Raw genomic sequence first — 25490 nt, forward strand, 5'->3', positions numbered from 1 at the left:
GCATGCTGGTCGAGTAGCCGCGCAGCGGCGTATCGAGACCCCGCGCCGTCAGCGCTCGACGAGCTCGCCCTCGACCCACCCGTCGGGGGCGTCCTCACTGTCCGCGGGCGCGGGCCGCACCCGGCGGTGCTGTGCCGCCGCGACGGCGAGCACCACCAGCAGCCCGAGCGCCGCGGTCGCCAGGGGGCCCGCCGCCTGCGCCAGCGCCGACCGCCAGACGATCTCGATCGGGGCGGTCAGTGAGTCGCCCTGCCACTGGTTCGGCAGCACGAGGATGATCGCCGGGATCGCCAGCAGAGCTGCCCACAGGACGACATCGAGGAGGACGGCGCCCATCCACCAGACGCGAGCACCGCTCACGCGCGGGACCGCCGCACGGCCTGCAGCACGACCGCTGCGGCGAGCGCGAGGAGGCCGACGGTGAGAGCGGGCGACGCCACGAATCCGAGCAGCATCCGCAGGTACTGCTCGGGTTCCAGCCGCTCGTAGACGACGTTGTTCGTGTACGACGCGAGCGTCGACCACCACAGGGCTGCGAGGCCGAGCGGGATCAGCACGAGACCCGCGACGGCGAGCGTCAGCGGCACCCGGCGCCCGAGCGGACGGACGACCGCCGGTGCCGCGGGCGGCGGCTCCTCCGCGACGGGCCGGTCCTCGGCGGCCTCGACGTCAGCGGGATCCGGCACGAACGAGAGGCCGGCGAACGGGGACTCCGGCTCGGCCGACTCCACGCGCGGACTCGGATCAGCTCGCGATACCCGCCCGCCCGCCCGCCGCGGGCGCCGGTAGGCCTCCTCCTCACGGCGGCGCACCTCCGGCGCCGGCCCCTGGTACCCGCGCTGATACGCCGCGTGGAACCGCGGATCCGTTCTGCTGCTGTCGGCCATGACCGCCCCCGCCTCGTGCACTCGGAGTCTCATCCTGTCGCACGGCCCGCGGCCGAGCGAGGCGCGGCGTCAGGAGCGGCGCCCGGCGCCTCCCGCGGGCAGCAGCTCGACGAGGACGCCCTCGCCGAGCTCGACGTCCTCGTCCTCCGGTCCCTCGTCCTCCGCGACGGGCCTGCCCCGGCCGGCGCGCACGAGTCCGAGCGCGAGGGTCGCCGCGGTCATCGCGAAGGTCGCGGTGCCGAGTGCCGTCGCGACCGGCCACAGCAGACTCGAGACGATCGCGGCCAGCGGAATCTCGTCGCCGTCGGTGTAGCTCCAGTTGTCCGGTTGCACCGCCGAGACCCAGCAGGCCCCCAGCGCCAGCGCCCAGAGCAGGGCGGTGTAGCCCAGCAGCAGGCCCCACCAGCCCCCTCGCCCGGTCATGAGCGCGCCGCCCGCACGGCGATCGCCGCGCCGATCGAGAGCAGGCCGATCGTAACGGCCGGGCCGGCCAGATAGTTGGTGACCGCGCTGACGAACCGGTCGAGTTCGCTCGGCTGAGCGCCGTAGCCCCCGTACATCGCCGAGGTGGCGGACCAGAGCAGTCCCACCCCGGATACCAGGAACAGCACGCCCAGCACGGCGAGCGCGAGCGGGACGCGCCGATCGAGCGCGGAGGGCCGGAGCGCCGCAGCCGCCGCTGTCTCCGTGTCGACCCCGCCCACCGGAGCCTGCGCGACGTGAGTCTCGACGGCGCCGGCGTTCGGCAGCGCTGTTGAGACGGGCATCGGCGACGGTTCGGGCGCCGGCGCGGGTCTCGGGCGTCGCGGACGGATCGGCCCGGGCTCCTCCGACCTCGTCGAGCGGCGCAACTCGGCCGCCTCGGCTCCGCGCGGGCGGCGGAACAGCTCCTCCGCGGGCGTCGCGGAGACTCTCGGCGCCCCCTGCCCCTGGTACCCCCGCTGGTAGGCGGGGTGGAACCGCGGATCCGTCCGGGTGCTGTCGGTCATGAAGTCCCCCACTCCGTGCGCGAGCCCCCATCCTGTCGCAGAAGCGCGACGACCGGCCAGGCGCTCAGCGCGCGGAAGCGACGCTCGCGCGGCTCGGCAGGCTCACGCAGCCGGCGCCGACGAGCAGCAGGGCGATCATCACCGCGGTCAGCGCGCCCCAGCCGCCCGCCTCGACCATGAAGCCGAGCAGCCAGCCGCCGACGCCCGAGCCCACGTAGAAGGCGATCGTGTAGACGGCGCCGGCGTGGCCGCGGAGGGCGGGGGCCGCTCGCGCGCCGGTCCAGGCCGCGCCGGTGGCGTGCACGGCGAAGAAGCCGGCCGAGAAGAGGACGAGCCCGATGACGACGACCACGATCAGCTCGGAGAGCATCACGAGCAGGCCGAGGATCATCGCGGCGACGCCGATCCGCATCACGACCCGCGGGCCCAGGCGCGGCGCCCAGACACCGGCGAGCCGGGAGGTCGCGGTGCCGGCGAGATAGGTGAGGAACAGCAGCGAGACGAGCGCCGGCGGCAGCGCGAACGGCGCGGCCTCGAGCCGGAACGCCAGGTAGTTGTACACCGCGACGAACACGCCGACGACGAAGAACGTCTGCGCGGCGACCGCGAGCAGGACCGGATCGCGGAGCACCTGCGCGATCTTGCCGCGCCAGCCGCCCTCGCCCCGCGGCGCCCGCGCGACACCGCCCCGGGGAGCGAGCAGGACGAACGCGACGGCCGCGAGCGCGCAGACGATCGTGACGGCGAGCAGCGCGCCCCGCCAGCCGACCACCGCGGCGAGCGGACCGGCCAGCAGGCGACCCGCGGCCCCGCCCAGCGTCGTCCCGGAGACGTAGGCCGCGGCGGCGGCGGTCGCACCCGCCCCCCCGACCCGGTCGTGGATCGCCGCGACGGCGAGCGCCGGCACCGCGCCCAGTGCCGCTCCGCTGAGGAAGCGCAGCACGAGCAGCACCTCGAAGGACGGTGCGACGCAGGCGAGCAGAGCGAGCACCACGGAGGAGAGCACCGCGATCCGCATCGACTCCAGCCGTCCGATCCGCTCGGCGATCGACGCCCAGGGCAGCACCATCAGCGCGAGTCCGACGGTCGCCGCCGACACGGTCAGGGCGGCGTCCGACGCGGAGATCCCCCACTCCCGGGAGAACTGCGGGAGCACGCCCTGCACGGCGTAGAGCTCGGCGAAGGTCGCGACCCCGGCGGCGCGGAGGGCGATCGTCAGCCGGCGCTGCGAGACGGGAGGAGCGTCGACGGCGGGGCGGACGCTGGTGCTCATCCTCCGAGGCTAGAACCGCGGCGAACGCATGACCAATGCCTGTCGCGCGCTGACCTATACGCTGAAGGCATGGATGAGCCCGCGATCCTCCGGCTGCTTCCGACGCTCGTCGCCGTCGCGCAGACCGGGAGCGTCACCGCCGCGGCGGCCGAGCTCGGCGTGCCGCAGCCCACCGCGAGCCGCTCGCTCGCGCGCCTGTCGGAGCTGGTCGGCGCTCCGCTGATCCGCCGTGAGGGCCGCGGTGTCGTGCTGACCGAGGCCGGCCGACGGCTCGCGGACGTCGCGCAGGACGGCCTGGCGCTGATCCGCGCGGGCCTGACCGAGGTGCAGCAGGCCCGCGACCTCGAGGACGGCCGCATCGCGATCGCCTTCCAGACCCTGCTCGGCGAGACGTTCGTGCCCGACGTGATCCGGCGCTTCCGCCGCCGCTGGCCCCGCGTCGGCTTCGGCCTCCGCCACGGCTCGCGCGCGCTGTGCCTCCGGGCGGTCGCCGACGGCGAATCGGAGCTGGCGATCGTCGCCGACCCGCCGGAGCTGCCGGGCACCACCACGACCACCCTCTACACGGAGCCGCTGCTCGCCGTCGTCGACGACCGGCACCCGCTCGCCTCCCGCCGCTCCGTGACGGTCGAGGAGCTGCGCGGCCTCGACCTGATCATGCTCTCGCCCGGCTACGGCCTGCACGAGTCGGCCCGGCGACTGCTGTCCTTCGAGGGACGCGACCCCGAGCCGGCCTTCGAGGTCGGCGACTACCGCGCCGCGCGCGGACTGGCCGCGGCGGGACTCGGGCTGACGATCCTGCCGCCGAGCCCGTCGTCGATCGAGGACGGCGTGCGCGAGATCCCGATCGACGACCCGCGGGCCGTCCGCGAGATCGGCGTGCTCGTCCGCGACACCGGGAATCCGGTGGTGCCGGAGTTCGTCGAGGCCCTGCGCGCGGCGGCCGGAGCGCGCGCCCGGGTGCGCTGACGCGCGAGGACTCTTCTGTCAAGCACAGGCACACGGGGCTCCTGTGCAGGATGCTCGGAGAGGATCGACTTCCCCCCTCACCGCGCACCACCAGCAGCCAGGACGGTCCCGGTCATGATCCTTCTCCGCACCCACTCCAACCGCTGGATCGCCCGCGCCCGCCGCACCGGTGTCGTCCACGGTCTGATCACCTTCGCCGACGACCTGCCGCAGCCCGTCTTCCGCACCCTGCGCCTGGACACCGCGACCGGCGAGCGCGTCCTGCTGCGCGACACCGACACCCTCGAGGTCGCCTTCGCCGTGCTGATCGCGGCCGTCGAGCGGGCGCGCCTGGCGGAGGTCGCGGCACCGGCGGAGGACGACGTGGACTCTGCGGCGCAGACCCCTCTGGCGCCGGTCGCGATCCTCGCCGAGCCGGACTCCTTCGAGCCGGACGAGCCCACCGACCCGCTGGAGGACGCCGTCGCGGCGTGACCCGCGCGACGAACCGCGCCGTTTTCTAAAACCTTCCGAACGATTTAGTCCGCATGGTTTTGGACTGAGGACATGAGCCGCGACGACCACTCCGCACGTCTGAGCGAGCTGCTGCTCGACGCCGGGCTCAGCACGCGCATCACCGGCTTCCGCGAGCTGAGGATCACCACGCCGTCCGGCGCGGACCTGCACGTGCGCCTCGTGATCACCCCTCGGCCGCCCACCGCCTCCGAGTTGCGCGACCAGGCCTCGCGGGCGATCGACGGCGCCGTGACCGGGTTCGTCGTGGCGCGAGCGAATGCGATCGCGCGCCGACTCGCTCTCGACGAGCCGCGGCTCGCGTTGTTCGGCACGGACGACGGCACGGTCATCCTGGACAGGCAGGACCTGTCGTACCCCACGAACGATCGATTCGCCGTCCCCTTGCGTGTGCCGTACGCGCGCTTCGCCCTCCTCCGCACCCTCGTGCGGACCCGCGAGCCCCGCTCGCAGATGGAGCTCGCGGCGGAGTGCGGCGTCTCGCAGATGGCGATCTCGAAGCTGCTCCGCGCCGACCCGCTCCTCGCCGAGCGGACCGAGCACGGCTGGACCGCCCGCGACCCGCAGGCGCTCGTCCGGCACTTCCTCACGGAGTACCCGGGCCCGGGCGGGCTCGCTCAGTACTGGTACTCCCTTCGGCCCGTGATCGCGCAGGGAGAGCGAGCCCTGACGACGGGAGTTCCAGCGCTGCTGTCCGGCGACTCCGCCGCCGATCGTCTCCAGCCGTGGAGAGTCCCGCGTCTCGCCGTCGTCTACGCCGACCGCGGACTCCCACTCGAACCCGCTGACTTCACGGAGTCGGATTCGCGAGAGGGCACTCTCCTGGTCACCGTTCCGAGGGACCGGACGATCCGGCCGACGGCGACCGCGTGGTACCCGGACGGCCGCACCGTCGACCCGCTCATCGCCGCCTGGGATCTCCGCCGGAGCGGAGGTCCCGACGCCGACGAGGCCGCGGATCACCTGCTGATGCGCGAGACACTCCGCTCACCTTCCGCACCCGAGTCCCGGGAGTCGAACGCGCCTTGATCGTGAAAGCCCTGTCCTACGAATCCCGCAGAAGCACGAACGACATGATCGACCTCTTCAACCTCCTGCAGATCAGGCATTCGAACGAACCCGCCGAGATCGGAGGCTGGCGGATCGGAGACCGCGCAGACGCCGGAGCGCGACGGGACGCGGCGACCGCGCTGAACCGACTCGCCGGCGCGCCGGGTCTCCGCCTGAGTCTCAGAGGGTCTGACGTCCCGCCTTCGGAGTTCAGCGCACTGCTCCGCAGATACATCACCGCCGTCTGAGACCTCGGCGGCGGACGCGAAGGGGGCCGACCCTCCACAGGTCGGCCCCCTCCGCGCTCAGAGCGTCAGCGTGTGCGCGCCCGAGGCGAGCTCGCGGTCCTCGGCGCCGGCCGTGCGGACGACGGCCGTCGCACCCTCCGGGACGGTGACGGCCAGCTCGATCGCGTCGCCGCGGCGGTCCCAGCGGACGGAGGCGAGGCCGTGCGGGGTCTCCAGCGTGGACTCCGCCCAGTCGAGGTCGGTGCCGGGCTGCGGCGCGATCAGGAGGCGGGAGTAGCCGGGCTCCAGCGGCGCGAGACCGCCGACGACGCGGTGCAGCCAGTCGGCGACCGCACCGAGCGCGTAGTGGTTGAAGCTCGTCATCTCGCCCGGGTTGATGGTGCCGTCGGGCAGCATCGAGTCCCAGCGCTCCCAGACGGTCGTCGCGCCCATCGTCACCGGGTACAGCCACGACGGGCACTCGCGCTGCAGCAGCAGGCGGTACGCGGCGTCGATGTGCCCGGTCGAGGAGAGCGCGTCGGTGATGAAGGGCGTGCCCGCGAAGCCGGTCGAGATCGTGTAGCCGCTCTCGGCGACCAGCTCGGCGAGGCGGTCGCCCGCCCAGCCGAGCTCGTCGTCGTCGAGCAGGCCGAAGACGATCGCGAGGGAGTAGACAGTCGTGCAGTCGCTGAAGACGCGCTGGTCCGCGACGTACTTCGCGCGGAAGGCCTCGCGCAGCTGCGCCGCCATCTCGGTGAACTCCCGCTCGTCCTCGGTGCGGCCGAGCACGGCGGCGCTCTCGGCGACGATGCGGGCCGTGCGGTAGGCGCAGGCCGTCGCGACGACGCCGGTGTCGGCCTTCGCGTCGGCGGGCTTGTCGGGCGCGGCGTCGGGGTCGAGCCAGTCGCCGAACTGGAAGCCGGTGTCCCAGACCCCCGAGTCGGAGAGCTTCGAGCGCACCCGGCGGGCGTGCGAGGCCATCGACGCGAACGACTCCTCGAGCACCGTCGGGTCGCCGTACGCCTCCCAGACCGCCCACGGCACCCAGGCCGCGGCGTCGCTCCACAGCGCGGTGGAGTCCATGGGAGGGAAGCTGGTCTCGGCCGCGCGGCGCTTCAGCACGTCCGGCACGACGAACGGGACGGCGCCGTCGTGGTGGGCCTGCTCGAGGGCGAGGTCGCGCAGCCAGTCGCGGAGGAAGTCCTCGGCGTCGGCCAGGTAGACGGCGGTCGAGGCGAACGCGGCGATGTCACCGGTCCAGCCGAGGCGCTCGTCGCGCTGCGGGCAGTCGGTCGGCACGTCGAGGAAGTTGCCGACCATGCCGCGGTAGACGTTGTCGTGCAGCTGGTTGACGAGGTCGTCGGAGCTGCGGAAGGTGCCGATCCGGCGCAGGTCGCTGGAGACCACGACCGCGGTGAGGGCGCCGTCGGCGATGTCCCCGGGCCAGCCCTCGACCTCGGCGTAGCGGAAGCCGTGGAAGGTGAGGGTCGGCTCGAAGACGTCCGCGCCGCCCGAGAGGGTGAAGCGGTCGGTGGCCTTCGCCTCGCGCAGCGGGCGCACGCCCAGCTCGTCGTCCTCGAGGACCTCGGCGTGGCGCAGCGTGACGACGCTCCCCTCCGGGCCGGTGACCTCGACGCGCAGCCAGCCGACGAGGTTCTCGCCGAAGTCGACGAGGGTGCGACCGGACGGGCTCGTCCAGATCTTCTGCGGCGCGACCTCGCGGAGGCGGCGCACCGGCGGCGCGATGTAGGGCTCGAGCTTCGAGAGGTCGACGTCGATCTCGCGGGTGGCGGTCCAGGCGGAGTCGTCGAAGCCGGCGCTCCTCCAGCCCTGCGGCTCGAGGCGGGCGTCGATGTCCTGGCCGTCGTAGATGCTGTCGGCGGTCGTCGATCCGGTCGCGGCGCGCCAGGAGTCGTCGGTCGCGACGACCTGCTCGGTGCCGTCCGCGAAGGTGATCCGCAGCTCGGCGAAGCCGGCGATCTCGGTGCCGTAGGGCTCGGCGCCCTCGCCCCAGGTCAGGCGGCCGCGGTACCAGCCGTCGCCGAGCGCGAGGGCGAGCACCACGGAGTCGCCGGAGATCAGGCTCGTGACGTCGTGCTCGGAGTAGCGCAGGCGCCACTCGTAGCTGGTCCAGCCGGGAGTGAAGAGCTCGTCCGAGACGGGCTCGCCGTCGATCCAGGCCTCGACGATCCCGAGCGCCGAGAGGCGGAGGGTCGCGGAGACGACGTCGCCGTGCCCGGTCTCGAGGGCGGTCTCGCGGCGGAGCAGTGGGGCGGCGTCCAGGGCAGCGGCGGGCGCCGTGAAGCGGGCGGTCCAGTCGGTCATCATCGTCCTTCTGTCAGGAGTGGTCGGGGTGGTCAGGAGTGGGCGGGGTCTCGGGAGTGGTCGGGGTGGTCAGGAGTGGGCGGGGTCTCGGGAGTGGGCGGGGTCTCAGGAGTGGGTGGGGTCTGCGGTGAGCGCGGAGGTCCGGAGCGCGGCGGAGGAGTCGCGGGCGCGGAGCACCGGGTCGACCTCGAAGTGCACGGCCTCCGTCCGACCGGCGATCCGCTCGAGCAGCAGCTCGACCGAGCGGGCGCCGAGGGTCTCGCCGTGCTGGTCGATGGTCGTCAGCGACACCCCGGGGTGGGCCGCGATCTCGATGTCGTCGTAGCCGACGATCGACAGCTGGGAGGCGTCGAGTCCGGCGTCGCTCCGGGCCCAGAGCGCGCCGAGCGCGAGCGAGTCGTTGCCCGCGAACAACGCGGTGGGCCGGTCCGGTGAGCGGAACAGCTCGAGCGAGCGGACCCGGGCGTCACTGCGGGCCGCGTCGACGTGCACGATGCGCGTCTCGCTCTCGAGGCCGGCCTCGCGCATCCGCTGCTCGTACCGGACGCGCCGGACGAAGTGCGGCGCCTCCGCGAGCCGGTGGGTGACCTGGCTGCTCTCGGTGAGGTGCACGATCCGGCGGTGCCCGAGCGCGAAGAGGTGGTCCATCAGGAGATCGGTTCCGGCGACGTCGTCGTTGGTGACGGTGTCGTAGCCGACGGAGGCGTCGTGCCGGCCGAGCATGACGATCGGGATCCGCGTCGACTGCCGCTCGAGCCAGGCGTGGCTGACCACGGGCGAGACGGCGATGAGCCCGTCGACCTGGCGGTCGACCAGCGCCTCGATGGCGCGCAGTCCGTCGTCGCCGAAATCGCTCTGCACCGGCGCGACGACGAGCTGGTAGCGGGTCCCCTCCAGGGCGGTGCTCGCGCCGGTGACGATGCGGTTGAAGAAGGCGTTGTCGAGCGAGGGCACCTCGACGCCGAGGGTGAAGCTGGCGCCGCGCATCGCTCGCGCCGCGACGCTCGGCCGGTAGTCGAGCTCCTCGATCGCGGCGGTGACCCGCTCCCGCATCGAGGCGCTGACGCCGTAGGCGTTGCGGATGACCTTGGAGACCGCGGCGCGCGAGACGCCGGCGTGCAGCGCGACGTCCTGGATGGTCGCGGGGCCGGTGTGACCGGTCTCGATCGAGCTCATCATCGCCTCCTCGCGCTGTCGCTGCTGCCGTGCTGCCGTGCTGCGTTGCTGCCGTGCTGTGACGACGCCCCGATCGGGGCCTCCGCGAACGCCACTGTAACGGTTCATTCTCGATCGTGTAGATCGATCCACGAATTTGCCCGATTTCGTTGACACGTTTCACGACACGGACGTAGGTTCTCCCTGCGTCGCCCCGCGGCCCGGCCTTCCGAACGGTCCGGCGAGCAGGACGACAGCCCCCGGGCACCCCCGCAACGAAGAAGTTGTCCCTACATGGAGGTAGTGATGTCGACCCGACAGAACCGGCGAGCAGTGCTCGCCCTCGGCGCAGGAGGAGCGGCTCTCGCTCTCGCGCTCACCGGCTGCAGCACCGGAGGAGGCGGCGGCGATTCCGCCGACGGCTCCACGCTCAGCGTGCTCATCGACAACCAGACGGCGACGGTCGAGCTCTGGGACGCGCTGAAGACGAAGTTCGAGGAGGAGAACGACGGAATCACCCTCGACATCGAGACCCGGCCGCAGGGCAGCGAGGGCGACAACCTGATCAAGACGCGCCTCGCCACCGGCGAGATGAACGACGTCTTCGCCTACAACTCTGGCTCGCTCTTCCAGGCGCTGAACCCCGACCAGAACCTCGCGCCGCTCTCGGACGAGCCCTGGGTCGACTCGCTCGACGAGGGCTTCCGCACCGTGGTCTCGACCGACTCGGACCTCTACGGCATCCCGCTCGGCCAGGCGATGGGCGGCGCGGTCCTCTACAACAAGGACGTGTACAGCAGCCTCGGCCTGACCGTGCCGAAGACCTGGGACGAGTTCATCGCGAACAGCGAGAAGATCAAGGCCGCCGGCGATGTCGCGCCGATCATCCAGACCTACGGCGACACCTGGACCTCGCAGCTCTTCGTGCTCGGCGACTTCGCCAACGTGCTGGAGCAGGACCCGGAGTGGGCGACGCAGTACACGGCCAACGAGGCCAAGTACGTCGACGAGCCGGCGCTGGCCGGCTTCGAGCACCTGCAGCAGGTCGCCGAGTCGGGTCTCGTGAACGAGGACTACGCCTCCGCCACCTACGACGACGGCGTGCGCATGGTCGCGACCGGCGAGGGCGCGCAGTACCCGATGCTGACCTTCGCGGCCGGCCCGCTGATCCAGAACTACCCGGACTCCCTGCAGAAGGTCGGCCTGTTCCCGCTGCCCGGCGAGTCGGCCGACTCCAACCCGCTGACCGTCTGGCAGCCCAACGCGGTCTACGTGCCCAAGTCGACGGAGGGTGCGAAGCTCGAGAGCGCCAAGAAGCTGATGGCCTTCCTGGTCACCCCCGAGAGCTGCGACATCCAGAGCGAGGTCGCGGCGCCTCAGGGTCCGTTCGTGATCGACGGCTGCACGCTGCCCGACGACGTGCCCGCCCTCGTGTCGGACATGCAGCCCTACTTCGACAGTGGTGACACGGGCCTCGCGCTCGAGTTCCTCTCGCCGATCAAGGGCCCGGCGCTCGAGCAGATCACCGTCGCCGTCGGCTCCGGCATCACGCCCGCCGCGGAGGGTGCTCAGCAGTACGACGACGACGTCACGAAGCAGGCCAAGCAGCTCGGCCTCGACGGCTGGTGAGCCTCGGGGGCCGGGAGCGGAGGCAGCCCCTCCGCTCCCGGCCCCTTCCCCCGGGCGCACCGCCCTCCCACCCCTCCCCCGGCCGATCGACGGAGATCTGATGACCGCAACGATGGAGAAGCGCCCGGCCCGGCGCTCCGAACCCTCCCGCTCCCCCGAGCCGCCGAAACGACGCAAGGCCATGAAGAGCCCGTACCCGACGTGGTTCTACCTGCCGGCCGGCGTCTTCTACGTGGTCCTGTTCCTCGTCCCGACGGTCGCCTCCCTCTACTTCTCCCTCACGCGCTGGACGCTCTTCGACTCGACCTTCATCGGCTTCGAGAACTTCGTCGAGTTCTTCCAGGACCCGGCGCTGACGACCGGCTTCGTCAACACCTTCATCTACGCGGCGATCACCTCGGGCCTGAAGATCGTGCTCGGCATGGCCCTCGGCGTGCTGCTGAGCTCGCAGATCATCGGCCGCGGCTTCCTCCGCAGCGTGGTGTTCTTCCCGGTGCTGGTGTCGACGATCGGCATCGGCATCACCTTCAAGGTGCTGCTCGACCCGTTCGACGGCCTGATCAACCAGGGCCTCGCGACGATCGGCCTCGCCGGCCCGGGCTGGCTCACCGACCCGCAGTGGGCGCTCTTCTCGGTCGCGCTCGTCGACGTCTGGAAGGGCGTCGGACTCGCGACGCTCATCTACATCGCCGGCATCGTCGCGATCCCGCAGGACTACTTCGAGGCCGCCCGCGTCGACGGCGCCGGCGCCTGGCACAACTTCCGGCACATCACGCTGCCGCTGCTGCGCCCCGCCACCGTGACGGTGATCCTGCTCTCGCTGATCGGCGGGCTGCGCTCGTTCGATCTGATCTGGGCGATGACCAAGGGCGGGCCCGGCTTCACCAGCGACGTGGTCGCCTCGGTCATCTACAAGCAGTACCAGGCCGGCTTCTACGGCCTCTCGACCGCCGGCAACGTCATCCTCTTCCTCGTCGTCGCAGCGCTGATCTTCCCGCTGTCGGCCTGGCTCAACCGGAAGGACAAGGAGCTGTGACCACCACGCCGCTCACGCCCGCCCCGCTCTCGCCGACCCCGCTCCAGGACGACCCGCTGCGCGCGAAGGTGCGCCAGCGCGGCGTCGGCCGCGGCTCCCGGACCTGGCGCTACGGCGGCGGGATCCTCGCCATCGTCCTCGCGGTCATCGTCTTCATCGTCCCCTTCCTCTTCATCGTGCTCACCGCCGCGAAGACGCAGCAGGAGTCGTCGCTGCTCGGCTTCACCCTGCCGACGCAGTGGGTGTTCCTCGAGAACCTGCAGGAGGTGGTCTCGGCGCGGAACTTCGTGCTGCTGCGGGCCTTCGCGAACAGCGCGATCCTGACGATCGTCTCCGTCACGGTGATGGTGGTCCTGGCCGCGATGGTCGGCTACGTCCTCCAGCGCCGCCGCTCGAAGTGGAACCCGCTCGTCAACGGCTTCGTCCTGGCCGGCCTGATCATCCCGCCCGCCGTCGTCCCGACGATCTGGGTGCTCCAGGGCCTCGAGCTCTTCAAGACGCTGCCCGGCTTGATCGCGGTGCACGTCGCCTTCGGCCTCTCCTTCTGCATCCTCCTGTTCCGCGCCTTCGTCTCGACGATCCCCCGCGAGCTGGACGAGGCGGCGACGATCGACGGCGCCGGTCCCTTCCGGCTGTTCTTCACCGTGGTGCTGCCGCTGCTGAAGCCGGTGATCGTGACGGTGATCGTCGTCCAGGCCGTGACGGTGTTCAACGACTTCACCTACGCGCTGTACTTCCTCCCCGGCGACGACAACGCGACCGTGCAGCTGACGCTCTACAACTTCTCCTCGCAGTCGGTGTCCTCCTGGAACCTGCTCTTCATGGACGTGCTGCTGATCACCATCCCGCCGCTGGTGATGTACATCTTCTTCAACCGCCAGATCGTGGCCGGCATGACGTCGGGAGCGGTCAAGGGCTGAGCGGGGCCGCCGCGCCGCCGCGCCGCTCCGGAGCCGCCGTCGAACTCCTCCCGTTCCACCGGGAGAGGTTCGGCGGCGGTTCCGTCGTGGGGGGGGTGTCTCCCCGCAGAGCCCTGTTGTCATATCCGTATGCTGTGTCTCGCGCCAGTTGCATCATTGGGTGATGAGCATCGAGGCGGTCGCTCAGCGCCGCAGAAGGACTTGGCCACCAGCGGAGCCGGCAGGACGAACGACCGGCAGACGTCCGTACTGGCGCGGATCGCGCGTCCTTCGAGGCGGCGCTCACACACACCCGCCGCAGGAGACCCCTCTCCGGGCCGGAGCGCTCGGCCTTCACGGCCGGGCGGGGCGGATGCCCCGTCAGGCGCCATCGCACTCGGACCAGCCGTTCGACCCTCCTACTCTTCATCGTCAACCGCAGAGCGCGGATACCGAACGGTCTTCTCACGCTCGAAGACGTCGGTCATGACGTCACGAAGGAGTGCACAGAATGGTCATGCGAACGAAGTCGACAATCCATCCGACCATCGTCGTGTCGAGCCTGGTGAGCGATCATCGATGCCATCGGCGACCCGGCAGGGGAAGTGACCGGCATGGCCGCGCTCAGGGCGGCCTGCTGTGACCCGTCAGAGCGAAGCGGGCGTTTCTACTGCGCTCGTCGCCTTCACGACCGGCACTGTGTTCGTCTTCATCGCCGCCGCCGAGAACCGCCCCGTGTGGTGGAACATCCTCATGGCGACGACGTTGCTCCTGACGGGATACAGCACTTTCGTCGACTTCCGCCGGCGTGGGCGCTAGACGGAAAGCCGGGGCATCGGCTCAGGAAGATCAGGCCGGCTGCTCGTCCTCACTGATCATGTTCAGCATGGGGACGTTCTTCATGTTCTCTGCTGCCGCCGAGGACAAGCCGACGTGGTGGATCATCCTCGCCGCGATCGGCCTCCTCGGAACCGGTATCGGCGCTTTCGCTGATCTTCATCGGCGCGGACGCTAGGCGTCGAACGACGACATCACCCCTCGACACCCGAGCCGGAAGGTCACGGGCTGCGCGGCCCTCCGTCCTCGTCCGTCGGGCCCTCCCCCGGCGGGCGCCGCTCGGTCCAGCGGGCGACGTCCGACGGGGGCTCGGTCGTGGGGAGGTCCCGCGGGCCGACGAGTCGGCGCAGCCCGGCCGGTCGGCGCGAGCGGGTCAGCGCGGTGCGCCAGCGGACGTCGACCACCGCGCGCTGGAGCGGATCGATCGGCTGGAGGACGCCGTCGATCCGCTCCTCGATGCGCACGAGCGGCGGGCGCACGAGGTGCAGGCGACGGCCCGGCTCGCGCTCCGGATCGGCGCGGCCGACCCGGGTGCGGAGCTGCTGCTCCAGCTGCTCGGGATCGCGGGCCGACCAGGCACTGACTACGACCCGGCCGTCGGGCAGGTCGAAGCGCTCGGTGATGCGCAGGGGCAGCTCGTCGTGGGGGTGGGTCATCGTTCGTGCCTTTCCGAGGGAGGGTGGTGTCGAGCGGATCTGCGCCGGGGGGACGTGGCACGGGGCCTGCGCCGGGCGGTGGTCCAGCTGCATCGGGAGGAAAGTACTGCTCGCTTCCGCACGGCAGAGGGTCACGGGAGCGAACTGTGGAGAGCTCCGCGATCCGCACGTTGGGGAGGAGTGGCGTCTCCTGCGCCGGACCGCGACGGCGCGCGGGATCCGTGGCACGCTCGTGGAGACCGAAAGGCCGTGATGACCACCGCACCTCCCTCCGCTCCGACTCCCTCTCCCGCTCCGCTCGCCGGCGTCCGCGTGCTCGAGCTGGGCAACTTCATCGCCGCCCCCACCGCGGGCCGCCTGCTCGCCGACTTCGGCGCCGACGTGATCAAGGTCGAGCGCCCCGGCACGGGCGACGAGCTGCGCAAGTGGCGGCTGCACCCCGGATCGACGACGTCGATGCTCTTCCACACCCTCAACCGCAGCAAGCGCTCGGTCGCGCTGGACCTCCGCACGGAGGAGGGCCGCGACGCCGTCCGCGGGCTCGCCGCCGAGTGCGATGTCGTCCTCGAGAACTTCCGCCCGGGCACCCTCGAGCGCTGGGGCATCGGACCGGACGTGCTGAACGAGGCGAACCCCGAGCTGGTCATCGGCCGCATCTCGGCGTTCGGCCAGACCGGTCCGCTCTCCAGCCGGCCGGGCTTCGCGGCGGTCGCCGAGGCGATGGGCGGCTTCCGCGAGCTGGTCGGCGATCCGGACCGCCCGCCCGTCCGCGTCGGCGTCTCGATCGGCGACTCCATCGCCGGCCTCTACGCCGGCTACGGGGTGATGATGGCGCTCTTCCAGCGCGAGACCCGCCGCGCGGCCGGACTCGGCCCGGCACCGCTGGTCGAGCGAGTGATCGACGTCGCGCTGAACGAGGCGATGTTCTCGATGATGGAGTCGCTCATCCCCGACTACCAGGCGCACGGCATCGTCCGCGAGCGCGTCGGCGGCCGGATGGAGGGCATCGCGCCGACGAACGCCTACGTCTGCGGCGACGGCTCGAGCATCGTCGTCGCGGCCAACGGCGACGCGATCTTCCAGCGGCTGATGGCGATTATCGACCGCGCCGACCTGGCCGAGGACCCGGACCTGCTCACCAACGACGGCCGCTGGCGCCGCCGCGACGAGCTCGACGCCGCGATCGGCGCCTGGACCGCCACGACGACCTCGGACGCGGCGCTCGCGATCCTCGACGAGCGCGGCGTGCCGTCGGGCCCGATCCTCACCGCCGCCGACATCAGCACGAACGAGCAGTACGCGGCCCGCGGCATGATTCAGAAGTTCGACGTCGACACGGGCGCCGGGATCATCGAGGGCGTCGGCTTCCCCGGCATCGTCCCGGTGCTCGGCGACCGCTCGCTCCCCATCCGCACGCTCGCGCCCGCGCTGGGCCACGACACCGAGGAGGTCCTGGCGATGCTCGGACGCAAGCCGATCCACGACGCGGCGGCAGCGGAGGAGACGCGATGACCGGCGCCGACCGCACCGTCCGGCTGCGCGACGTCACCCTCCGCGACGGACTGCAGCTGACCGGCAAGCTCCTCTCGACGGAGCGCAAGGTCGAGCTGGTCCGGGCGCTCCTCGCGGCGGGCGTCCACGAGCTGGAGATCGGCTCGCTCGCCCGGGGCGATCTCGTGCCGCCGATGGCCAACACCCTCGAGGTCGTCGCGGCGCTGACCGCCGAGGAGCTCGAGCACTGCTGGGTCTGGGTGGCGACCCCGCGCCACATCGAGCGAGCAGCGGCGGCCGGCGCACGCAACTTCCAGTACTGCTTCTCGGCCTCCGACTCCCACAACCGCGCCAACATCGGGCGGAGCACCGAGGCGAGCCTCGACGCGATGCCCGAGGCCGTCGCCCTCGCCCACGCGGTCGGCGGACGCATCCAGCTCTGCATCGCCACGTCCTTCACCTGCCCCTTCGAGGGCCCGGTGCCCGAGGAGCGGGTGCTCGCGATCGCGAACGACCCTCGCGCGGCCGGCGCCGAGGACGTCGTCATCTGCGACACCCTCGGCCAGGCCCACCCCGAGCAGGTGTTCTCGCTCGTCTCCCGGGTCGCCGCCGAGACGCCGCCCCGAGAGATCGTCTTCCACGGCCACGACACCTGGGGCGCCGGCGTGGTCAACGCGCTGACCGCCGTCCGCGCCGGGGCGACCGTCGTCGACGGCGCGCTCGGCGGGCTGGGCGGCTGCCCGTTCGCGCCCGGCGCGAGCGGCAACACCGCCACCGAGGACCTCGTCTTCGCGATGCGCCCCGACTGGCTCGACACCGAGCGCTTCGCCGAGCTGGTGCGCCAGTCCGAGCGGCTGCTCGCCGACGTCGAGGAGCCGAACCGCTCGAAGGCCCGCCAGGGCGCCCGCTCGAAGGCCGAGGCCTTCCCCTGGGTGGTCGCGGACGCGACGACCTGAGCCCGGGCCTGCCGGCGGATGCACGTGGAAGAGCTGCCCGCAGCCTTTACTGGTCGAGTAGCCCCAAGGGGGCGTATCGAGACCCGCCGGCCTCCGCTCCTGTCGTCAGATCTCGAGCGCGACGTCACGCCCATTGACCGAGATGACGATCCTCGGGTTGGTCGCCCCGGTCGCGACGAGGTAGCCGCGAAGCGTCGACAGGAGCATGTCCGAACGGTTCTCCAGCTGCGACACGGCTCCCTGGCTGACGTGCAGTTCTCGGGCGATGTCCGCCTGAGTGCGCTTCCCGGCTTCCCTCACCATGGCGAGACTCATCGCGTGAACGCGATCCATCTCATCGGCCTCGGCGTCCAGAGCGGCGACCGCGTCCTCGACCCCTGGTAGCCGGTGCAGCCGGTCGATGCGGTCGTTCCCACTCACGAAGTTCTTCTCAGCCATCATCGATCCTCGTTCTCCATCAACCACAGCTCGATGATCCGGTCGGCTCGAGCGCCGACCGAGTCGTAGAACACGTCTCCCATGCGAGCCTTCTCCCCTGCGAACAGGGTGACCACGGTCCGATCCTCCCCCGGCGGGAACCAGCAGATCAACCGAACCGCGACACCTTCCCGATACGGATGGGAGACGCGCCAGACGGTGAATCTGCCGGACTGCCGAACCCGTTTGAACATCGCGGACTCCTCGGCAGGCTCGTCCTCGAGCGCCCGCAGGCGGCCCAGCATGAAGGCCAGCAGCTGAAGCACCTGCCGACCGCGCTCGGACTCGTCGGACTCCATCCGGTCCAGTTGACGGTCGAAGTCGCGCGACCACTCGATATCCATCCCGTGAACATTAGTCCGACCTTATACCAGGTCCACCTGATGTCGCTCGATGCTGGCTGTCTGCGTCCTCGACGAGCCGACCTTCTTGAGGTCGAGAGGTGCGCGTGGCCGATGCGCAGGGGATTCAGAGGGCTGCGAGTGGATCCGGATACGCCCCCTCCGCGGGCTGGTCGATCAGCAGGGGCGGGCCCGCTGCGCGGGCTCCTCGATCCGCTTGCGCGGGCCCGCTCGGCGGGCCGCTCGATCGGCGCCGGGTTCGCTGCGTGATCGGCGCCCGAGGGCGGGCGGTCAGGCCGGGACGCGCTCGCGCGGGACGCGGGGCTTCGCGGCCGAGGTGAGGAGCGAGGCGAGGGCGACCAGCACGAGGACGACGGCCATCGCGCCGCGGAGGCCGAAGTGCTCGCCGAGGAAGCCGAGCAGGGGCGGGCCGACGAGGAAGGCGATGTAGCCGGCGGTCGCGACGGCGGCGACGGCGGAGGTCGGGTCCTCGCTCTCGCCCGCGGCGGAGAGGGTGACGGGGAAGCCGAGGGCCGCGCCGAGACCCCAGAGGACGACGGCCGCGCCGGCGACGACGGCGTTGTCGGCGAAGACGACGATGCCGATCCCGACCGCCGAGACGAGGGTGCTCGCCAGCAGCACGGTCGCCTTGCCGAAGCGGGCCAGCAGCGGGGTGCCGAGGAAGCGGCCGACGGTCATCGCCGCGGCGAAGGCGGTGAACACCACGGTGCCGACGGTGGCGGAGACGCCGTGGCCGTCGACCATGAGCAGCGGCAGCCAGTCCGTCGCCGAGCCCTCGGCCAGCGCCAGGGCGAGCACGATCAGGCCGAGCATCAGCACGCGCGGCTGCTGCCAGACCGGCGTCGAGCGGACCTTCTCGCGGGGAGCGCCGGCGACGGCGCGCTCGACCCGACCGGTCTCGACCGGGATGGAGCGGATCACGGTGAGCAGCAGCGCCAGCGCGACGACCGCGACTCCGACGAGCTGCCAGACGACGGGGAAGTCGATCGCCGTCAGGCCGATGCCCGCGACCGCGCCGGTGACGGTGCCGAGACTGTAGAAGCCGTGCAGCGCGGGGAGGACCGAGCGGCCGGTGAGCGTCTCGAGCGCGGCGCCCTCCACGTTGAGCGCGATCTCGGAGATGCCGATCCCGAAGCCGACGAGGGCGAGGCCCGCCGCGACGCCGAACGGGGTGGAGAGCTCGGCGAAGACGCCGGTCAGCGCGATGCCGGTGACGAAGGAGGCGCCGCCGATGACGACGGTGAAGCGCACCCCCTGCCGACGCACGACGGCGGCCGAGGACAGGACTCCGCTCATCGAGCCGACCGAGAGGCCCAGCAGGACGAGGCCCATCTCCGCGGTCGAGGCCGCGAGCAGGTCGCGGACCGCCGGGGTCCGCACGACCCAGGAGGCCATCCCGATGCCGAAGACGAGCATGAAGGCCGAGATGGCCAGGCGGCGCTTCACGGCGGAGACGGGGCGAGACGGCATGACTACGACGGTATCGCCCGGGGGTGGACGGCAGTCGCCGCCGGACGGACGGGGCGCCCGTCAAGCTCCTCCGTCGGCACGCGGGCCGCGACTAGCGTCGAGGAGCGCCGGTGCCGCGGAACGACGGCACCCGCCCGCTCGACGACCCGGAGGACCCCATGCCCGACCAGTACACCTTCACCAACCCCGCCACGCAGTACCCGAACGTCACGCCGCCGGTGCAGCAGCAGCCCGAGCCCGGCCTCCAGTCGCGGATGACCCCGGTCCCGGACCTCGGCGAGGACAGCTACCGCGGCACCGGCCGCCTCACCGGGCGCCGCGCGCTGATCACGGGCGCCGACTCCGGCATCGGCGCGGCGGTCGCGATCGCCTTCGCCCGCGAGGGCGCGGACATCGCGCTCGCCTACCTCCCCGACGAGGAGGAGGACGCGCAGCACGTCGTCGAGCTCGTCCGCGCGGCCGGCCGCACCGCCGTGACGATCCCGGGCGACCTGACCGACGCGCAGTACTGCCGGGACCTGGTCGCGAAGGCCGTCGAGGGGCTCGGCGGCCTCGACACGGTCGTCAACGTGGCCGGCAAGCAGGTCTGGCAGGACGACGTGCTCGAGCTCAGCGACGAGCAGTTCGAGACGACGTTCGCGATCAACGTCTTCGCGCCGTTCCGGATCATCAAGGCGGCGCTCCCGCACCTCCCCGCGGGCTCGACGATCATCAACACGGCCTCCGCCGAGGCGCACACGCCCGCGCCCGACCGGCTCGACTACGCGATGACCAAGGGCGCGATCAACAACCTGTCCAAGGGGCTCGCTCAGCAGCTCGCGGCGAAGGGCATCCGGGTGAACGTCGTCGCACCGGGACCGACCTGGTCGGTGCTGCAGGTGACCGCGGGTGTCGACCCCGAGAGCCTTCCCGAGTTCGGCTCGAGCGAGGCGCCGATGGGTCGCGCGGCGCAACCGGCCGAGCAGGCGCCCGCCTACGTCTTCCTCGCGTCGGCGGAGTCGAGCTACGTGGTCGGCGAGACGCTGAACGTCAACGGCGGGATGGTCTCGCCGTAGCCGGTGCCGCCGGGCGGCGCCCGCCCTCTACCGTGGAGGCATGAGGACGAGGCGCTGGCTTCTACCGGCGGCGGGCGCACTGCTCGTCGTGATCGGGATCGTCGTGGCGGCGACCACCCCGCGCGAGGTGTCGTTCGGCTGGTTCGCGTACGCGCCGCTCTCGGAGACGATGTTCTCGCCCGTCGGGACGATGGTCGTCACTCCCGGTCTGGCGACCGCCGCCGCGCTGATCGCGCTCGGCCTGCTGGTGCTGGCGTTCTGCGCGGGCTGGGCTGTCGCCCGCCGGCACCCGCAGACCGCGAGCGGAGCACCGAGTCAGGGCGCCTGACGCCTCGGTTCGCGCGCCTGCGCTGTTATGCGGTGACGATGCGACGCGAGTCGGCGACGGACCTCCGGCTCGCGGAACGCGGTTCGGCTTGCTGAATCGGGCGGATCCCGCGAGCCGGAGGTGATTCCGCGAGCCGGAGCTGGACGTCGGCGGTGGCGCTCGCGACGTTCGGCACGTGGATCCGGGTCCGGCTCGTGGGATCGGCCGGTTCTCACGAGCCGAGGCCGTTCCTGCGAGCCGAGGCCGGTGCGGGTGGACCTCCGGCACGTGGAAAGAGGCTCGGCTCGCCGGATCGAGTCGATTCCACGAGCCGGAGCCGACTCCGCGAGCCGGAGCAGATCGCAGAAGCCGAAGCTGACTCCGTGAGCCGCCGCGGAGCAGGAGACCCTCACGCGAACGGACCCGAAACGAGCCCTGTGCATGGAGGGGAGCCCGATTTCCGTCCACTCGCACGCGGCTCCGACTGCGAACGGACCCGAACCGGGCGCTGCGCCCGGAGCGGAGCCCGATCCGCGTCCGGTCGCACGCCCGGATACGGGCCTCGCGTGGAGGCCAGGGCCCGTTCCGCGTCCGGTCGCGGAGCCGCCGCCCCAGGAGCCGGCCCGCCGCTAGGGTGAGCGCACCCGCCGCCGCCGCGATCCCCGCGCGACCGGGACACCGAGAGGCGGCCGCCGTGGTCCCCGACATCAACCCGTGGGCGGTCGGACTGGCCACCCTGTCGACGATGCTCGTCGGCTCGATCTGGTACACCCCGAAGGTCTTCGGCACGCTCTGGATGCGGCTGGCCGGCATCAGCCGGGAGCAGATGAGCAGCCGCAGCGCGGTCGTCCCGATCCTCGTCACCGTCGTGGTCAGCCTGGTCACCGCGCTCGTCCTGGCCGGCTGCGTCGACATCGCGCACGCCTTCTACGGCGGCAGCTGGTTCGCGAACTCGGTGGTCACCGGGCTGTTCCTCTTCGTCGGCTTCACCGCCGCGCGGATGATCACCCACGACGCCTTCGAGGGCCGGCCGGCCAAGCTGACGATCCTGAACATCACGCACGAGCTCGTCACGATCCTCGTGATGGCCGTGATCATCGGCCTGCTGCCCGCCTGACGCCGGGTCGCCCCCGGCGCCGGCAGGGTCAGCCCTCGGGCAGCTCGGCGAACGTGCGCTTGGCGCCGTTGTACCAGCCCATCGACTGCACCGGATGGCGCCAGCGGTTCTTCATGTCGTTGCGCGCCTCCTCGTGGACCGCGTCGCCGGCCTTCACCGCGTCGCGCAGGTGCCGGTCCTGCAGATTGATGACGACGTCGGCCGTCTCGCCGCGGTGCTCGAGATCGCAGGGTCCGCCGAGCTGGCGGCAGGTCATGGTCTTCATCGGGTGCTCCTTCTGTCGGGGCCCGAGTGGGCCTCTCTCCTGTTCGACGGCCGGGGAGCCGCCGATGTGACACGACACGCCGGAGCGCGTCAGCCTGCGTGGGCTGAGCCGCCGTCGCGCCGGACGATCGACGCCAGCACGCCCGGGTCCGCCCGGAAGACGACGGCGGCCACCCGCCCGTCGAGAACGGTGAAGTCGAAGGCGACCTGCGGGGCTCCGCGGTGGAACCAGGCGGCGCCCGGCCGCCCGTCGACGACCGCGGCGAGCGCCGCATGAGCGCTGCCGTCGAAGAAGGCGGCCACGGCCTCGCGACCGTCGATCCGCTCCGGGGTCCCCGCGGCGAGCGCGTCCGCGTCCGCGCGGATGCTCGCGCCCGGTGCGAGCAGCTGCAGCAGTCGCGCGAGATCGCCGCCGCGCGCCGCCGCCAGGAAGGCGTCGACCACCTGCCAGTCGGCGACCGGCCCGTCCGCGGCTCCGGCCGTCGTCTTGGCGCGCGCCCGCGAGGCGAGCTTGCGCGCCGAGACCGCGCTGCGGCCGAGGATCTCGCCGATCGTCGCGAAGTCGACCCCGAAGCTGTCCGCGAGCACGAACGCGACGCGCTCGTTGGGCGTCAGGGTCTCGACGACGACGTGCAGAGCCTGACCGACGGCCTCCGCGCGCTCCAGGCCCGCACCCTCGGTGCCTCGGCCGGTCTCGACGAGCTCGGCGGGCTCGGGGATGCGCGCGCGCAGCCGGTCGAGGCAGAGCCGGGTGGTGACCGTCGTCAGCCAGGCCGGCAGGTTGTCGATCGCGGCCGTCGTGCCGTGCAGGCGCAGCCACGCCGACTGCACCGCGTCCTCGGCCTCGTGGTGGTCGTCGAGCAGCCGCGAGGCGAGCCGGGCGAGCCGGCCGCGCTCCGCCTCGAAGGCGACGGCCTGCTCGTCGTCGGAGCGGGACACGCGTCCTCCTGACCGGACCTGCGGCGGCCGCAGCTCGCGCCCCTGTCGCCGGTCCGGAGAGGACCGCGCGGTGAGGGACGCCCCCAGTGTCGCGGCCGGCCGCCGCCGCGACAAGAGCGACGGCGGCCGGCCCCCGCGTCAGCGGTCCGCGCGCGCGTCCTCCGGAGCCTCCGACCGCACCCCGGTGGTCGGCGCCGCGAGGCTCTCGCGGTGCAGGCGCTCCGCCTCCTCGCCGCCGACGGCCTCGCCGCGGGCGACCATGCCGGACTGGTCCGACAGCGGGATCTGCTTGAGCAGCAGCGCGAGGACGAAGGCGATCGCGATGAAGGGCAGGAGGTACCAGAACACCGGCGCCAGCGACTCGGCGTAGGCGCGGACGACGCCGTCGCGGACCTCGTCCGGCAGGGCGTTCAGCGCCTGCGGGTCGAGGGTCGCGGTGGCCGCTCCGACGTCGGCGACGCCCGCGTCGGTGAAGACGCCGGTCAGCTTCTCGGCGAGGGAGTTGGTGAAGATCGTGCCGAACACGGCCACGCCGAGCGAGGCGCCCACCTCGCGGAAGTAGTTGTTCGTGCTGGTCGCCGTGCCGATCATCTCGGGGGCGACGGCGTTCTGCACGACCAGGACGATGACCTGCATGATCAGGCCGAGCCCGGCGCCGAAGAAGAAGAGGTAGACGCAGATCAGCGGGATCGGGGTCTCGGCGGTCAGCGTGGTCATCGCCGCCATCGCGAGGCCGGTGAGCAGCGCGCCGACGATCGGGAACGCCTTGTAGCGGCCGGTGCGCGAGATCGCGATGCCCGAGTAGATCGACGTGCCCATCAGGCCCGCCATCATCGGCAGCATCAGCAGGCCCGACGCGGCGGCGGAGGTTCCGGACGCCATCTGCAGGAAGGTCGGCACGAAGGCGATGGCGGAGAACATGCCGAGGCCGAGCGTGAGGCCGATCGCGGTCGCGTTCACGAAGATCGGGTTGCGGAAGAGGCTGAGCGGGATGATCGGGTCCTCGGCGCGCGACTCCACCCAGATGAAGCCGGCGACCGCGGCGATCAGCCCGGCGCCGAACGCCCAGGTCTCGAGGGCGCCCCAGCCGTGCGCGGCGTCGCCGCCGAAGTCGGTGAAGAAGATCAGGCAGGTGGTGGCGATCGAGAGCAGCAGCACGCCCGGGACGTCGATCCGCTTGGTCGCCCGCTTGCTGGGGAGGGTCAGCGCGAACCAGGCGATGGCGAAGGCCGCGATGCCGACCGGGATGTTGATGTAGAACGCCCACTGCCAGGTGAGGTGGTCGACGAAGAGGCCGCCGAGCAGCGGGCCGGCGACGGCGGAGAGGCCGAAGACGGCGCCGAGCGGGCCCATGTACTTGCCGCGCTCGTTGGCGGGGACGATGTCGGCGATGATCGCCTGCGAGAGGATCATCAGCCCGCCGCCGCCGAGGCCCTGCAGCGCGCGGAAGACGACGAAGGACCAGAAGTCGCCGGCCAGCGCGCAGCCGACCGAGGCGAGGGTGAACAGCGCGATGGCGATCAGGAACAGCGTGCGGCGGCCGAGGACGTCGCCGAACTTGCCGTAGATCGGCATCACGATCGTGGTCGCGAGCAGGTAGGCGGTGGTGATCCAGGCCTGGTGCTCGACGCCGCCGAGCTGGCCGACGATGGTCGGCATCGCGGTCGAGACGATCGTCTGGTCGAGGCTGGAGAGGAGCATGCCGGCGATCAGCGCGGAGAAGATGATCCAGATCCGGCGCTGCGTGAGCAGGAGCGGTGAGGCGGTGGCGGGGGCGGGGGCGGTCATGGTGTCCTCGGGGTCGGGTGGGGCGAGAGGGAGCGGGGCCGGCCTGCGCGGCGGGGGCCGGGTCAGCCCAGGAGCAGGCGCGTCACGGCCGCGATGCGGTCCTGCGCGAGGCGCTCGAGCGGCACGGAGCCGTCGGAGTCGAGGTAGGCGCCGACGGCGCTGCGGATCACGGTGCCGGCGGTCTGCACGGCGAGCAGCACGGCCGGGTCGGCGGGGTCGAGCCGTTCGCGCCGCGCGACGAGGTCGGCGACGAGCCGGTCGCGCTGAGTGCCGACGTCGAGCAGGGCCTGCAGGAGCTTCGGCTCGCGATCGGCGACGGCGACGAACTCGCGGACGCTGTCGGCGTTCAGGCCGATCGCGGCGAAGTGCACCGCGCCGAGGGCGACGAGGGCCTCGAGCAGCGAGACACCCGGGCGGCGGGTCAGGAACTCCGCGACGCTGTCGTCGTCGAGGCCCTCCTCGGGCCGGCCGACGATCGCGTACTCCTTGCTCGGGAAGTAGTTGAAGAAGGTGCGGCGTGAGATGCCGACCTCCTCGCAGAGCTCCTCGACGGTGAAGCCCGAGAAGCCGTGGCGGATGGTCAGCTCGCGGGCGGTGCGGGCCAGCTCGCTGCGCCGCTCGGCCGCGCGCTGGTCGCGCCGGGTCGCGGTCGCATCTGCTTGCATACTGTGCATCATTGCACCATCGGGGTCAGGGTGCAATGCAACGAGTGTCGCGCAGCTGTGACCCCCGTCCGGGTGACTAACGGCCCTCAGCGGCGACCGGGGGCGCACCGTTCGATACCGTCATCGCGGAGGCGAGACACCGTCTCCGCACGCA

The 25490-nt window shown here is 72.0% G+C and carries 29 protein-coding genes; 13 read left to right on the forward strand and 16 right to left on the reverse strand.

What is annotated here, in order from left to right; genetic code table 11:
- Positions 1 to 48 precede the first annotated feature (48 nt).
- The 5 genes from EDF22_RS20900 to EDF22_RS14040 form a co-directional block, all read right to left on the reverse strand.
- The gene (locus EDF22_RS20900; protein WP_185038938.1) at positions 49 to 336 is read right to left on the reverse strand and encodes a hypothetical protein; all 288 of its coding nucleotides are present in this window, start codon (positions 334 to 336) and stop codon (positions 49 to 51) included.
- 20 nt (positions 337 to 356) lie between these two features.
- Complete coding sequence (locus tag EDF22_RS14025; RefSeq protein WP_123705455.1) at positions 357 to 731, reverse strand: hypothetical protein; 375 nt, start codon at positions 729 to 731, stop codon at positions 357 to 359.
- Between the two features lie 225 nt (positions 732 to 956).
- The gene (locus tag EDF22_RS14030) at positions 957 to 1310 is read right to left on the reverse strand and encodes a hypothetical protein (RefSeq protein ID WP_123705456.1); all 354 of its coding nucleotides are present in this window, start codon (positions 1308 to 1310) and stop codon (positions 957 to 959) included.
- Positions 1307 to 1654 (reverse strand): hypothetical protein, encoded by a 348-nt coding sequence (locus EDF22_RS20515; protein WP_148059196.1) that lies wholly within the window; start codon positions 1652 to 1654, stop codon positions 1307 to 1309. Before EDF22_RS20515 ends, EDF22_RS14030 begins: the two co-directional genes overlap by 4 nt.
- 286 nt (positions 1655 to 1940) lie before the next feature.
- Positions 1941 to 3149, reverse strand: coding sequence for an MFS transporter (locus EDF22_RS14040; protein ID WP_123705458.1), 1209 nt, complete (start codon positions 3147 to 3149; stop codon positions 1941 to 1943).
- Between the two features lie 69 nt (positions 3150 to 3218).
- Here EDF22_RS14040 and EDF22_RS14045 point away from each other — a divergent pair, with 69 nt between their 5' ends.
- From EDF22_RS14045 to EDF22_RS14060, 4 genes are all read left to right on the forward strand, one after another.
- On the forward strand, positions 3219 to 4118 hold the full coding sequence (locus EDF22_RS14045; protein ID WP_123705459.1) for a LysR family transcriptional regulator: 900 nt from the start codon (positions 3219 to 3221) through the stop codon (positions 4116 to 4118).
- A 114-nt stretch (positions 4119 to 4232) separates the two neighbouring features.
- Positions 4233 to 4592 (forward strand): hypothetical protein, encoded by a 360-nt coding sequence (locus tag EDF22_RS14050; protein ID WP_123705460.1) that lies wholly within the window; start codon positions 4233 to 4235, stop codon positions 4590 to 4592.
- A 72-nt stretch (positions 4593 to 4664) separates the two neighbouring features.
- The gene (locus EDF22_RS14055; protein WP_123705461.1) at positions 4665 to 5660 is read left to right on the forward strand and encodes a hypothetical protein; all 996 of its coding nucleotides are present in this window, start codon (positions 4665 to 4667) and stop codon (positions 5658 to 5660) included.
- Positions 5661 to 5704: 44 nt separating this feature from the next.
- Entirely contained in the window at positions 5705 to 5929 is a 225-nt protein-coding gene (locus EDF22_RS14060) for a hypothetical protein (RefSeq protein ID WP_123705462.1), read from the forward strand.
- A 57-nt stretch (positions 5930 to 5986) separates the two neighbouring features.
- Here EDF22_RS14060 and EDF22_RS14065 read toward each other — a convergent pair whose 3' ends face one another.
- Both EDF22_RS14065 and EDF22_RS14070 read right to left on the reverse strand, forming a co-directional pair.
- Positions 5987 to 8233 (reverse strand): alpha-L-rhamnosidase, encoded by a 2247-nt coding sequence (locus EDF22_RS14065; protein ID WP_221180931.1) that lies wholly within the window; start codon positions 8231 to 8233, stop codon positions 5987 to 5989.
- Positions 8234 to 8338: 105 nt separating this feature from the next.
- Entirely contained in the window at positions 8339 to 9409 is a 1071-nt protein-coding gene (locus EDF22_RS14070; protein ID WP_123705464.1) for a LacI family DNA-binding transcriptional regulator, read from the reverse strand.
- Positions 9410 to 9694: 285 nt separating this feature from the next.
- Here EDF22_RS14070 and EDF22_RS14075 point away from each other — a divergent pair, with 285 nt between their 5' ends.
- The 4 genes from EDF22_RS14075 (at position 9695) to EDF22_RS14090 (ending at position 13771) form a co-directional block, all read left to right on the forward strand.
- Positions 9695 to 11017: an ABC transporter substrate-binding protein gene (locus EDF22_RS14075; protein ID WP_260300640.1), complete on the forward strand. Its 1323-nt coding sequence runs from the start codon at positions 9695 to 9697 to the stop codon at positions 11015 to 11017.
- A 100-nt stretch (positions 11018 to 11117) separates the two neighbouring features.
- Entirely contained in the window at positions 11118 to 12053 is a 936-nt protein-coding gene (locus EDF22_RS14080; protein ID WP_123705466.1) for a carbohydrate ABC transporter permease, read from the forward strand.
- 122 nt (positions 12054 to 12175) lie between these two features.
- Positions 12176 to 12973 carry a carbohydrate ABC transporter permease gene (locus EDF22_RS14085; protein WP_397459896.1) on the forward strand — a complete coding sequence of 266 codons (798 nt, stop codon included), beginning with the start codon at positions 12176 to 12178 and terminating at the stop codon, positions 12971 to 12973.
- Positions 12974 to 13591: 618 nt separating this feature from the next.
- Positions 13592 to 13771, forward strand: a complete 180-nt coding sequence (locus EDF22_RS14090; RefSeq protein WP_123705467.1) for a hypothetical protein — start codon at positions 13592 to 13594, stop codon at positions 13769 to 13771.
- A gap of 49 nt (positions 13772 to 13820) precedes the next feature.
- On the opposite strand, the gene EDF22_RS21330 is transcribed toward EDF22_RS14090, so the two are convergent.
- Both EDF22_RS21330 and EDF22_RS14095 read right to left on the reverse strand, forming a co-directional pair.
- Complete coding sequence (locus EDF22_RS21330; protein WP_260300639.1) at positions 13821 to 13952, reverse strand: hypothetical protein; 132 nt, start codon at positions 13950 to 13952, stop codon at positions 13821 to 13823.
- Positions 13953 to 14010: 58 nt separating this feature from the next.
- Positions 14011 to 14445, reverse strand: a complete 435-nt coding sequence (locus EDF22_RS14095) for a hypothetical protein (protein WP_123705468.1) — start codon at positions 14443 to 14445, stop codon at positions 14011 to 14013.
- Positions 14446 to 14697: 252 nt separating this feature from the next.
- Between EDF22_RS14095 and EDF22_RS14100 the strand changes: the two genes are divergently transcribed.
- Both EDF22_RS14100 and EDF22_RS14105 read left to right on the forward strand, forming a co-directional pair.
- A complete protein-coding gene (locus tag EDF22_RS14100; RefSeq protein WP_123705469.1) occupies positions 14698 to 15957 on the forward strand; it encodes a CaiB/BaiF CoA-transferase family protein in 1260 nt (419 codons plus the stop codon).
- Positions 15954 to 16892 (forward strand): hydroxymethylglutaryl-CoA lyase, encoded by a 939-nt coding sequence (locus EDF22_RS14105; RefSeq protein WP_123705470.1) that lies wholly within the window; start codon positions 15954 to 15956, stop codon positions 16890 to 16892. The genes EDF22_RS14100 and EDF22_RS14105 overlap by 4 nt, the downstream gene beginning before the upstream one ends.
- Positions 16893 to 16997: 105 nt before the next feature.
- On the opposite strand, the gene EDF22_RS14110 is transcribed toward EDF22_RS14105, so the two are convergent.
- The 3 genes from EDF22_RS14110 to EDF22_RS14120 all read right to left on the reverse strand — a co-directional run bounded on the left by EDF22_RS14110 (position 16998) and on the right by EDF22_RS14120 (position 19201).
- Positions 16998 to 17330 carry a helix-turn-helix transcriptional regulator gene (locus tag EDF22_RS14110; RefSeq protein ID WP_221180932.1) on the reverse strand — a complete coding sequence of 111 codons (333 nt, stop codon included), beginning with the start codon at positions 17328 to 17330 and terminating at the stop codon, positions 16998 to 17000.
- Complete coding sequence (locus tag EDF22_RS14115; protein ID WP_123705471.1) at positions 17330 to 17713, reverse strand: hypothetical protein; 384 nt, start codon at positions 17711 to 17713, stop codon at positions 17330 to 17332. The genes EDF22_RS14110 and EDF22_RS14115 overlap by 1 nt, the downstream gene beginning before the upstream one ends.
- Positions 17714 to 18001: 288 nt before the next feature.
- Complete coding sequence (locus EDF22_RS14120) at positions 18002 to 19201, reverse strand: MFS transporter (protein WP_123705472.1); 1200 nt, start codon at positions 19199 to 19201, stop codon at positions 18002 to 18004.
- Between the two features lie 158 nt (positions 19202 to 19359).
- Here EDF22_RS14120 and EDF22_RS14125 point away from each other — a divergent pair, with 158 nt between their 5' ends.
- From EDF22_RS14125 to EDF22_RS14135, 3 genes are all read left to right on the forward strand, one after another.
- Entirely contained in the window at positions 19360 to 20256 is an 897-nt protein-coding gene (locus EDF22_RS14125; RefSeq protein WP_123705638.1) for an SDR family oxidoreductase, read from the forward strand.
- Between the two features lie 40 nt (positions 20257 to 20296).
- Positions 20297 to 20584: a hypothetical protein gene (locus EDF22_RS14130; RefSeq protein ID WP_123705473.1), complete on the forward strand. Its 288-nt coding sequence runs from the start codon at positions 20297 to 20299 to the stop codon at positions 20582 to 20584.
- A gap of 673 nt (positions 20585 to 21257) precedes the next feature.
- Entirely contained in the window at positions 21258 to 21680 is a 423-nt protein-coding gene (locus EDF22_RS14135) for a DUF1761 domain-containing protein (RefSeq protein WP_123705474.1), read from the forward strand.
- Between the two features lie 28 nt (positions 21681 to 21708).
- Here EDF22_RS14135 and EDF22_RS14140 read toward each other — a convergent pair whose 3' ends face one another.
- The 4 genes from EDF22_RS14140 to EDF22_RS14155 form a co-directional block, all read right to left on the reverse strand.
- Entirely contained in the window at positions 21709 to 21945 is a 237-nt protein-coding gene (locus tag EDF22_RS14140; RefSeq protein ID WP_123705475.1) for a hypothetical protein, read from the reverse strand.
- 89 nt (positions 21946 to 22034) lie between these two features.
- Complete coding sequence (locus tag EDF22_RS14145) at positions 22035 to 22883, reverse strand: sigma factor (RefSeq protein WP_123705476.1); 849 nt, start codon at positions 22881 to 22883, stop codon at positions 22035 to 22037.
- A 138-nt stretch (positions 22884 to 23021) separates the two neighbouring features.
- Positions 23022 to 24671, reverse strand: a complete 1650-nt coding sequence (locus EDF22_RS14150; protein WP_123705477.1) for an MDR family MFS transporter — start codon at positions 24669 to 24671, stop codon at positions 23022 to 23024.
- 62 nt (positions 24672 to 24733) lie between these two features.
- A complete protein-coding gene (locus EDF22_RS14155) occupies positions 24734 to 25336 on the reverse strand; it encodes a TetR/AcrR family transcriptional regulator (RefSeq protein WP_164874545.1) in 603 nt (200 codons plus the stop codon).
- Positions 25337 to 25490 lie beyond the last annotated feature (154 nt).

Source organism: Rathayibacter sp. PhB127 (assembly GCF_003751665.1).
GTDB classification, from domain to species: Bacteria; Actinomycetota; Actinomycetes; order Actinomycetales; family Microbacteriaceae; genus Rathayibacter; species Rathayibacter festucae.

Bases quoted from the DNA above. Each gene is read 5' to 3' on its own strand.
- EDF22_RS14055 (WP_123705461.1), top strand. From the start codon at position 4,665: ATGAGCCGCGACGACCACTCCGCACGTCTGAGCGAGCTGCTGCTCGAC.
- EDF22_RS14110 (WP_221180932.1), bottom strand. From the start codon at position 17,330: ATGGCTGAGAAGAACTTCGTGAGTGGGAACGACCGCATCGACCGGCTG.
- EDF22_RS14050 (WP_123705460.1), top strand. From the start codon at position 4,233: ATGATCCTTCTCCGCACCCACTCCAACCGCTGGATCGCCCGCGCCCGC.
- EDF22_RS20515 (WP_148059196.1), bottom strand. From the start codon at position 1,654: ATGCCCGTCTCAACAGCGCTGCCGAACGCCGGCGCCGTCGAGACTCAC.
- EDF22_RS14100 (WP_123705469.1), top strand. From the start codon at position 14,698: ATGACCACCGCACCTCCCTCCGCTCCGACTCCCTCTCCCGCTCCGCTC.
- EDF22_RS14095 (WP_123705468.1), bottom strand. From the start codon at position 14,445: ATGACCCACCCCCACGACGAGCTGCCCCTGCGCATCACCGAGCGCTTC.
- EDF22_RS14140 (WP_123705475.1), bottom strand. From the start codon at position 21,945: ATGAAGACCATGACCTGCCGCCAGCTCGGCGGACCCTGCGATCTCGAG.
- EDF22_RS14105 (WP_123705470.1), top strand. From the start codon at position 15,954: ATGACCGGCGCCGACCGCACCGTCCGGCTGCGCGACGTCACCCTCCGC.
- EDF22_RS14150 (WP_123705477.1), bottom strand. From the start codon at position 24,671: ATGACCGCCCCCGCCCCCGCCACCGCCTCACCGCTCCTGCTCACGCAG.
- EDF22_RS14125 (WP_123705638.1), top strand. From the start codon at position 19,360: ATGCCCGACCAGTACACCTTCACCAACCCCGCCACGCAGTACCCGAAC.
- EDF22_RS14070 (WP_123705464.1), bottom strand. From the start codon at position 9,409: ATGAGCTCGATCGAGACCGGTCACACCGGCCCCGCGACCATCCAGGAC.
- EDF22_RS14045 (WP_123705459.1), top strand. From the start codon at position 3,219: ATGGATGAGCCCGCGATCCTCCGGCTGCTTCCGACGCTCGTCGCCGTC.
- EDF22_RS21330 (WP_260300639.1), bottom strand. From the start codon at position 13,952: ATGAAGATCAGCGAAAGCGCCGATACCGGTTCCGAGGAGGCCGATCGC.
- EDF22_RS14155 (WP_164874545.1), bottom strand. From the start codon at position 25,336: ATGCAAGCAGATGCGACCGCGACCCGGCGCGACCAGCGCGCGGCCGAG.
- EDF22_RS14080 (WP_123705466.1), top strand. From the start codon at position 11,118: ATGACCGCAACGATGGAGAAGCGCCCGGCCCGGCGCTCCGAACCCTCC.
- EDF22_RS14040 (WP_123705458.1), bottom strand. From the start codon at position 3,149: ATGAGCACCAGCGTCCGCCCCGCCGTCGACGCTCCTCCCGTCTCGCAG.
- EDF22_RS14120 (WP_123705472.1), bottom strand. From the start codon at position 19,201: ATGCCGTCTCGCCCCGTCTCCGCCGTGAAGCGCCGCCTGGCCATCTCG.
- EDF22_RS14030 (WP_123705456.1), bottom strand. From the start codon at position 1,310: ATGACCGGGCGAGGGGGCTGGTGGGGCCTGCTGCTGGGCTACACCGCC.
- EDF22_RS14075 (WP_260300640.1), top strand. From the start codon at position 9,695: ATGTCGACCCGACAGAACCGGCGAGCAGTGCTCGCCCTCGGCGCAGGA.
- EDF22_RS14130 (WP_123705473.1), top strand. From the start codon at position 20,297: ATGAGGACGAGGCGCTGGCTTCTACCGGCGGCGGGCGCACTGCTCGTC.
- EDF22_RS14060 (WP_123705462.1), top strand. From the start codon at position 5,705: ATGATCGACCTCTTCAACCTCCTGCAGATCAGGCATTCGAACGAACCC.
- EDF22_RS14115 (WP_123705471.1), bottom strand. From the start codon at position 17,713: ATGGATATCGAGTGGTCGCGCGACTTCGACCGTCAACTGGACCGGATG.
- EDF22_RS14065 (WP_221180931.1), bottom strand. From the start codon at position 8,233: ATGACCGACTGGACCGCCCGCTTCACGGCGCCCGCCGCTGCCCTGGAC.
- EDF22_RS20900 (WP_185038938.1), bottom strand. From the start codon at position 336: ATGGGCGCCGTCCTCCTCGATGTCGTCCTGTGGGCAGCTCTGCTGGCG.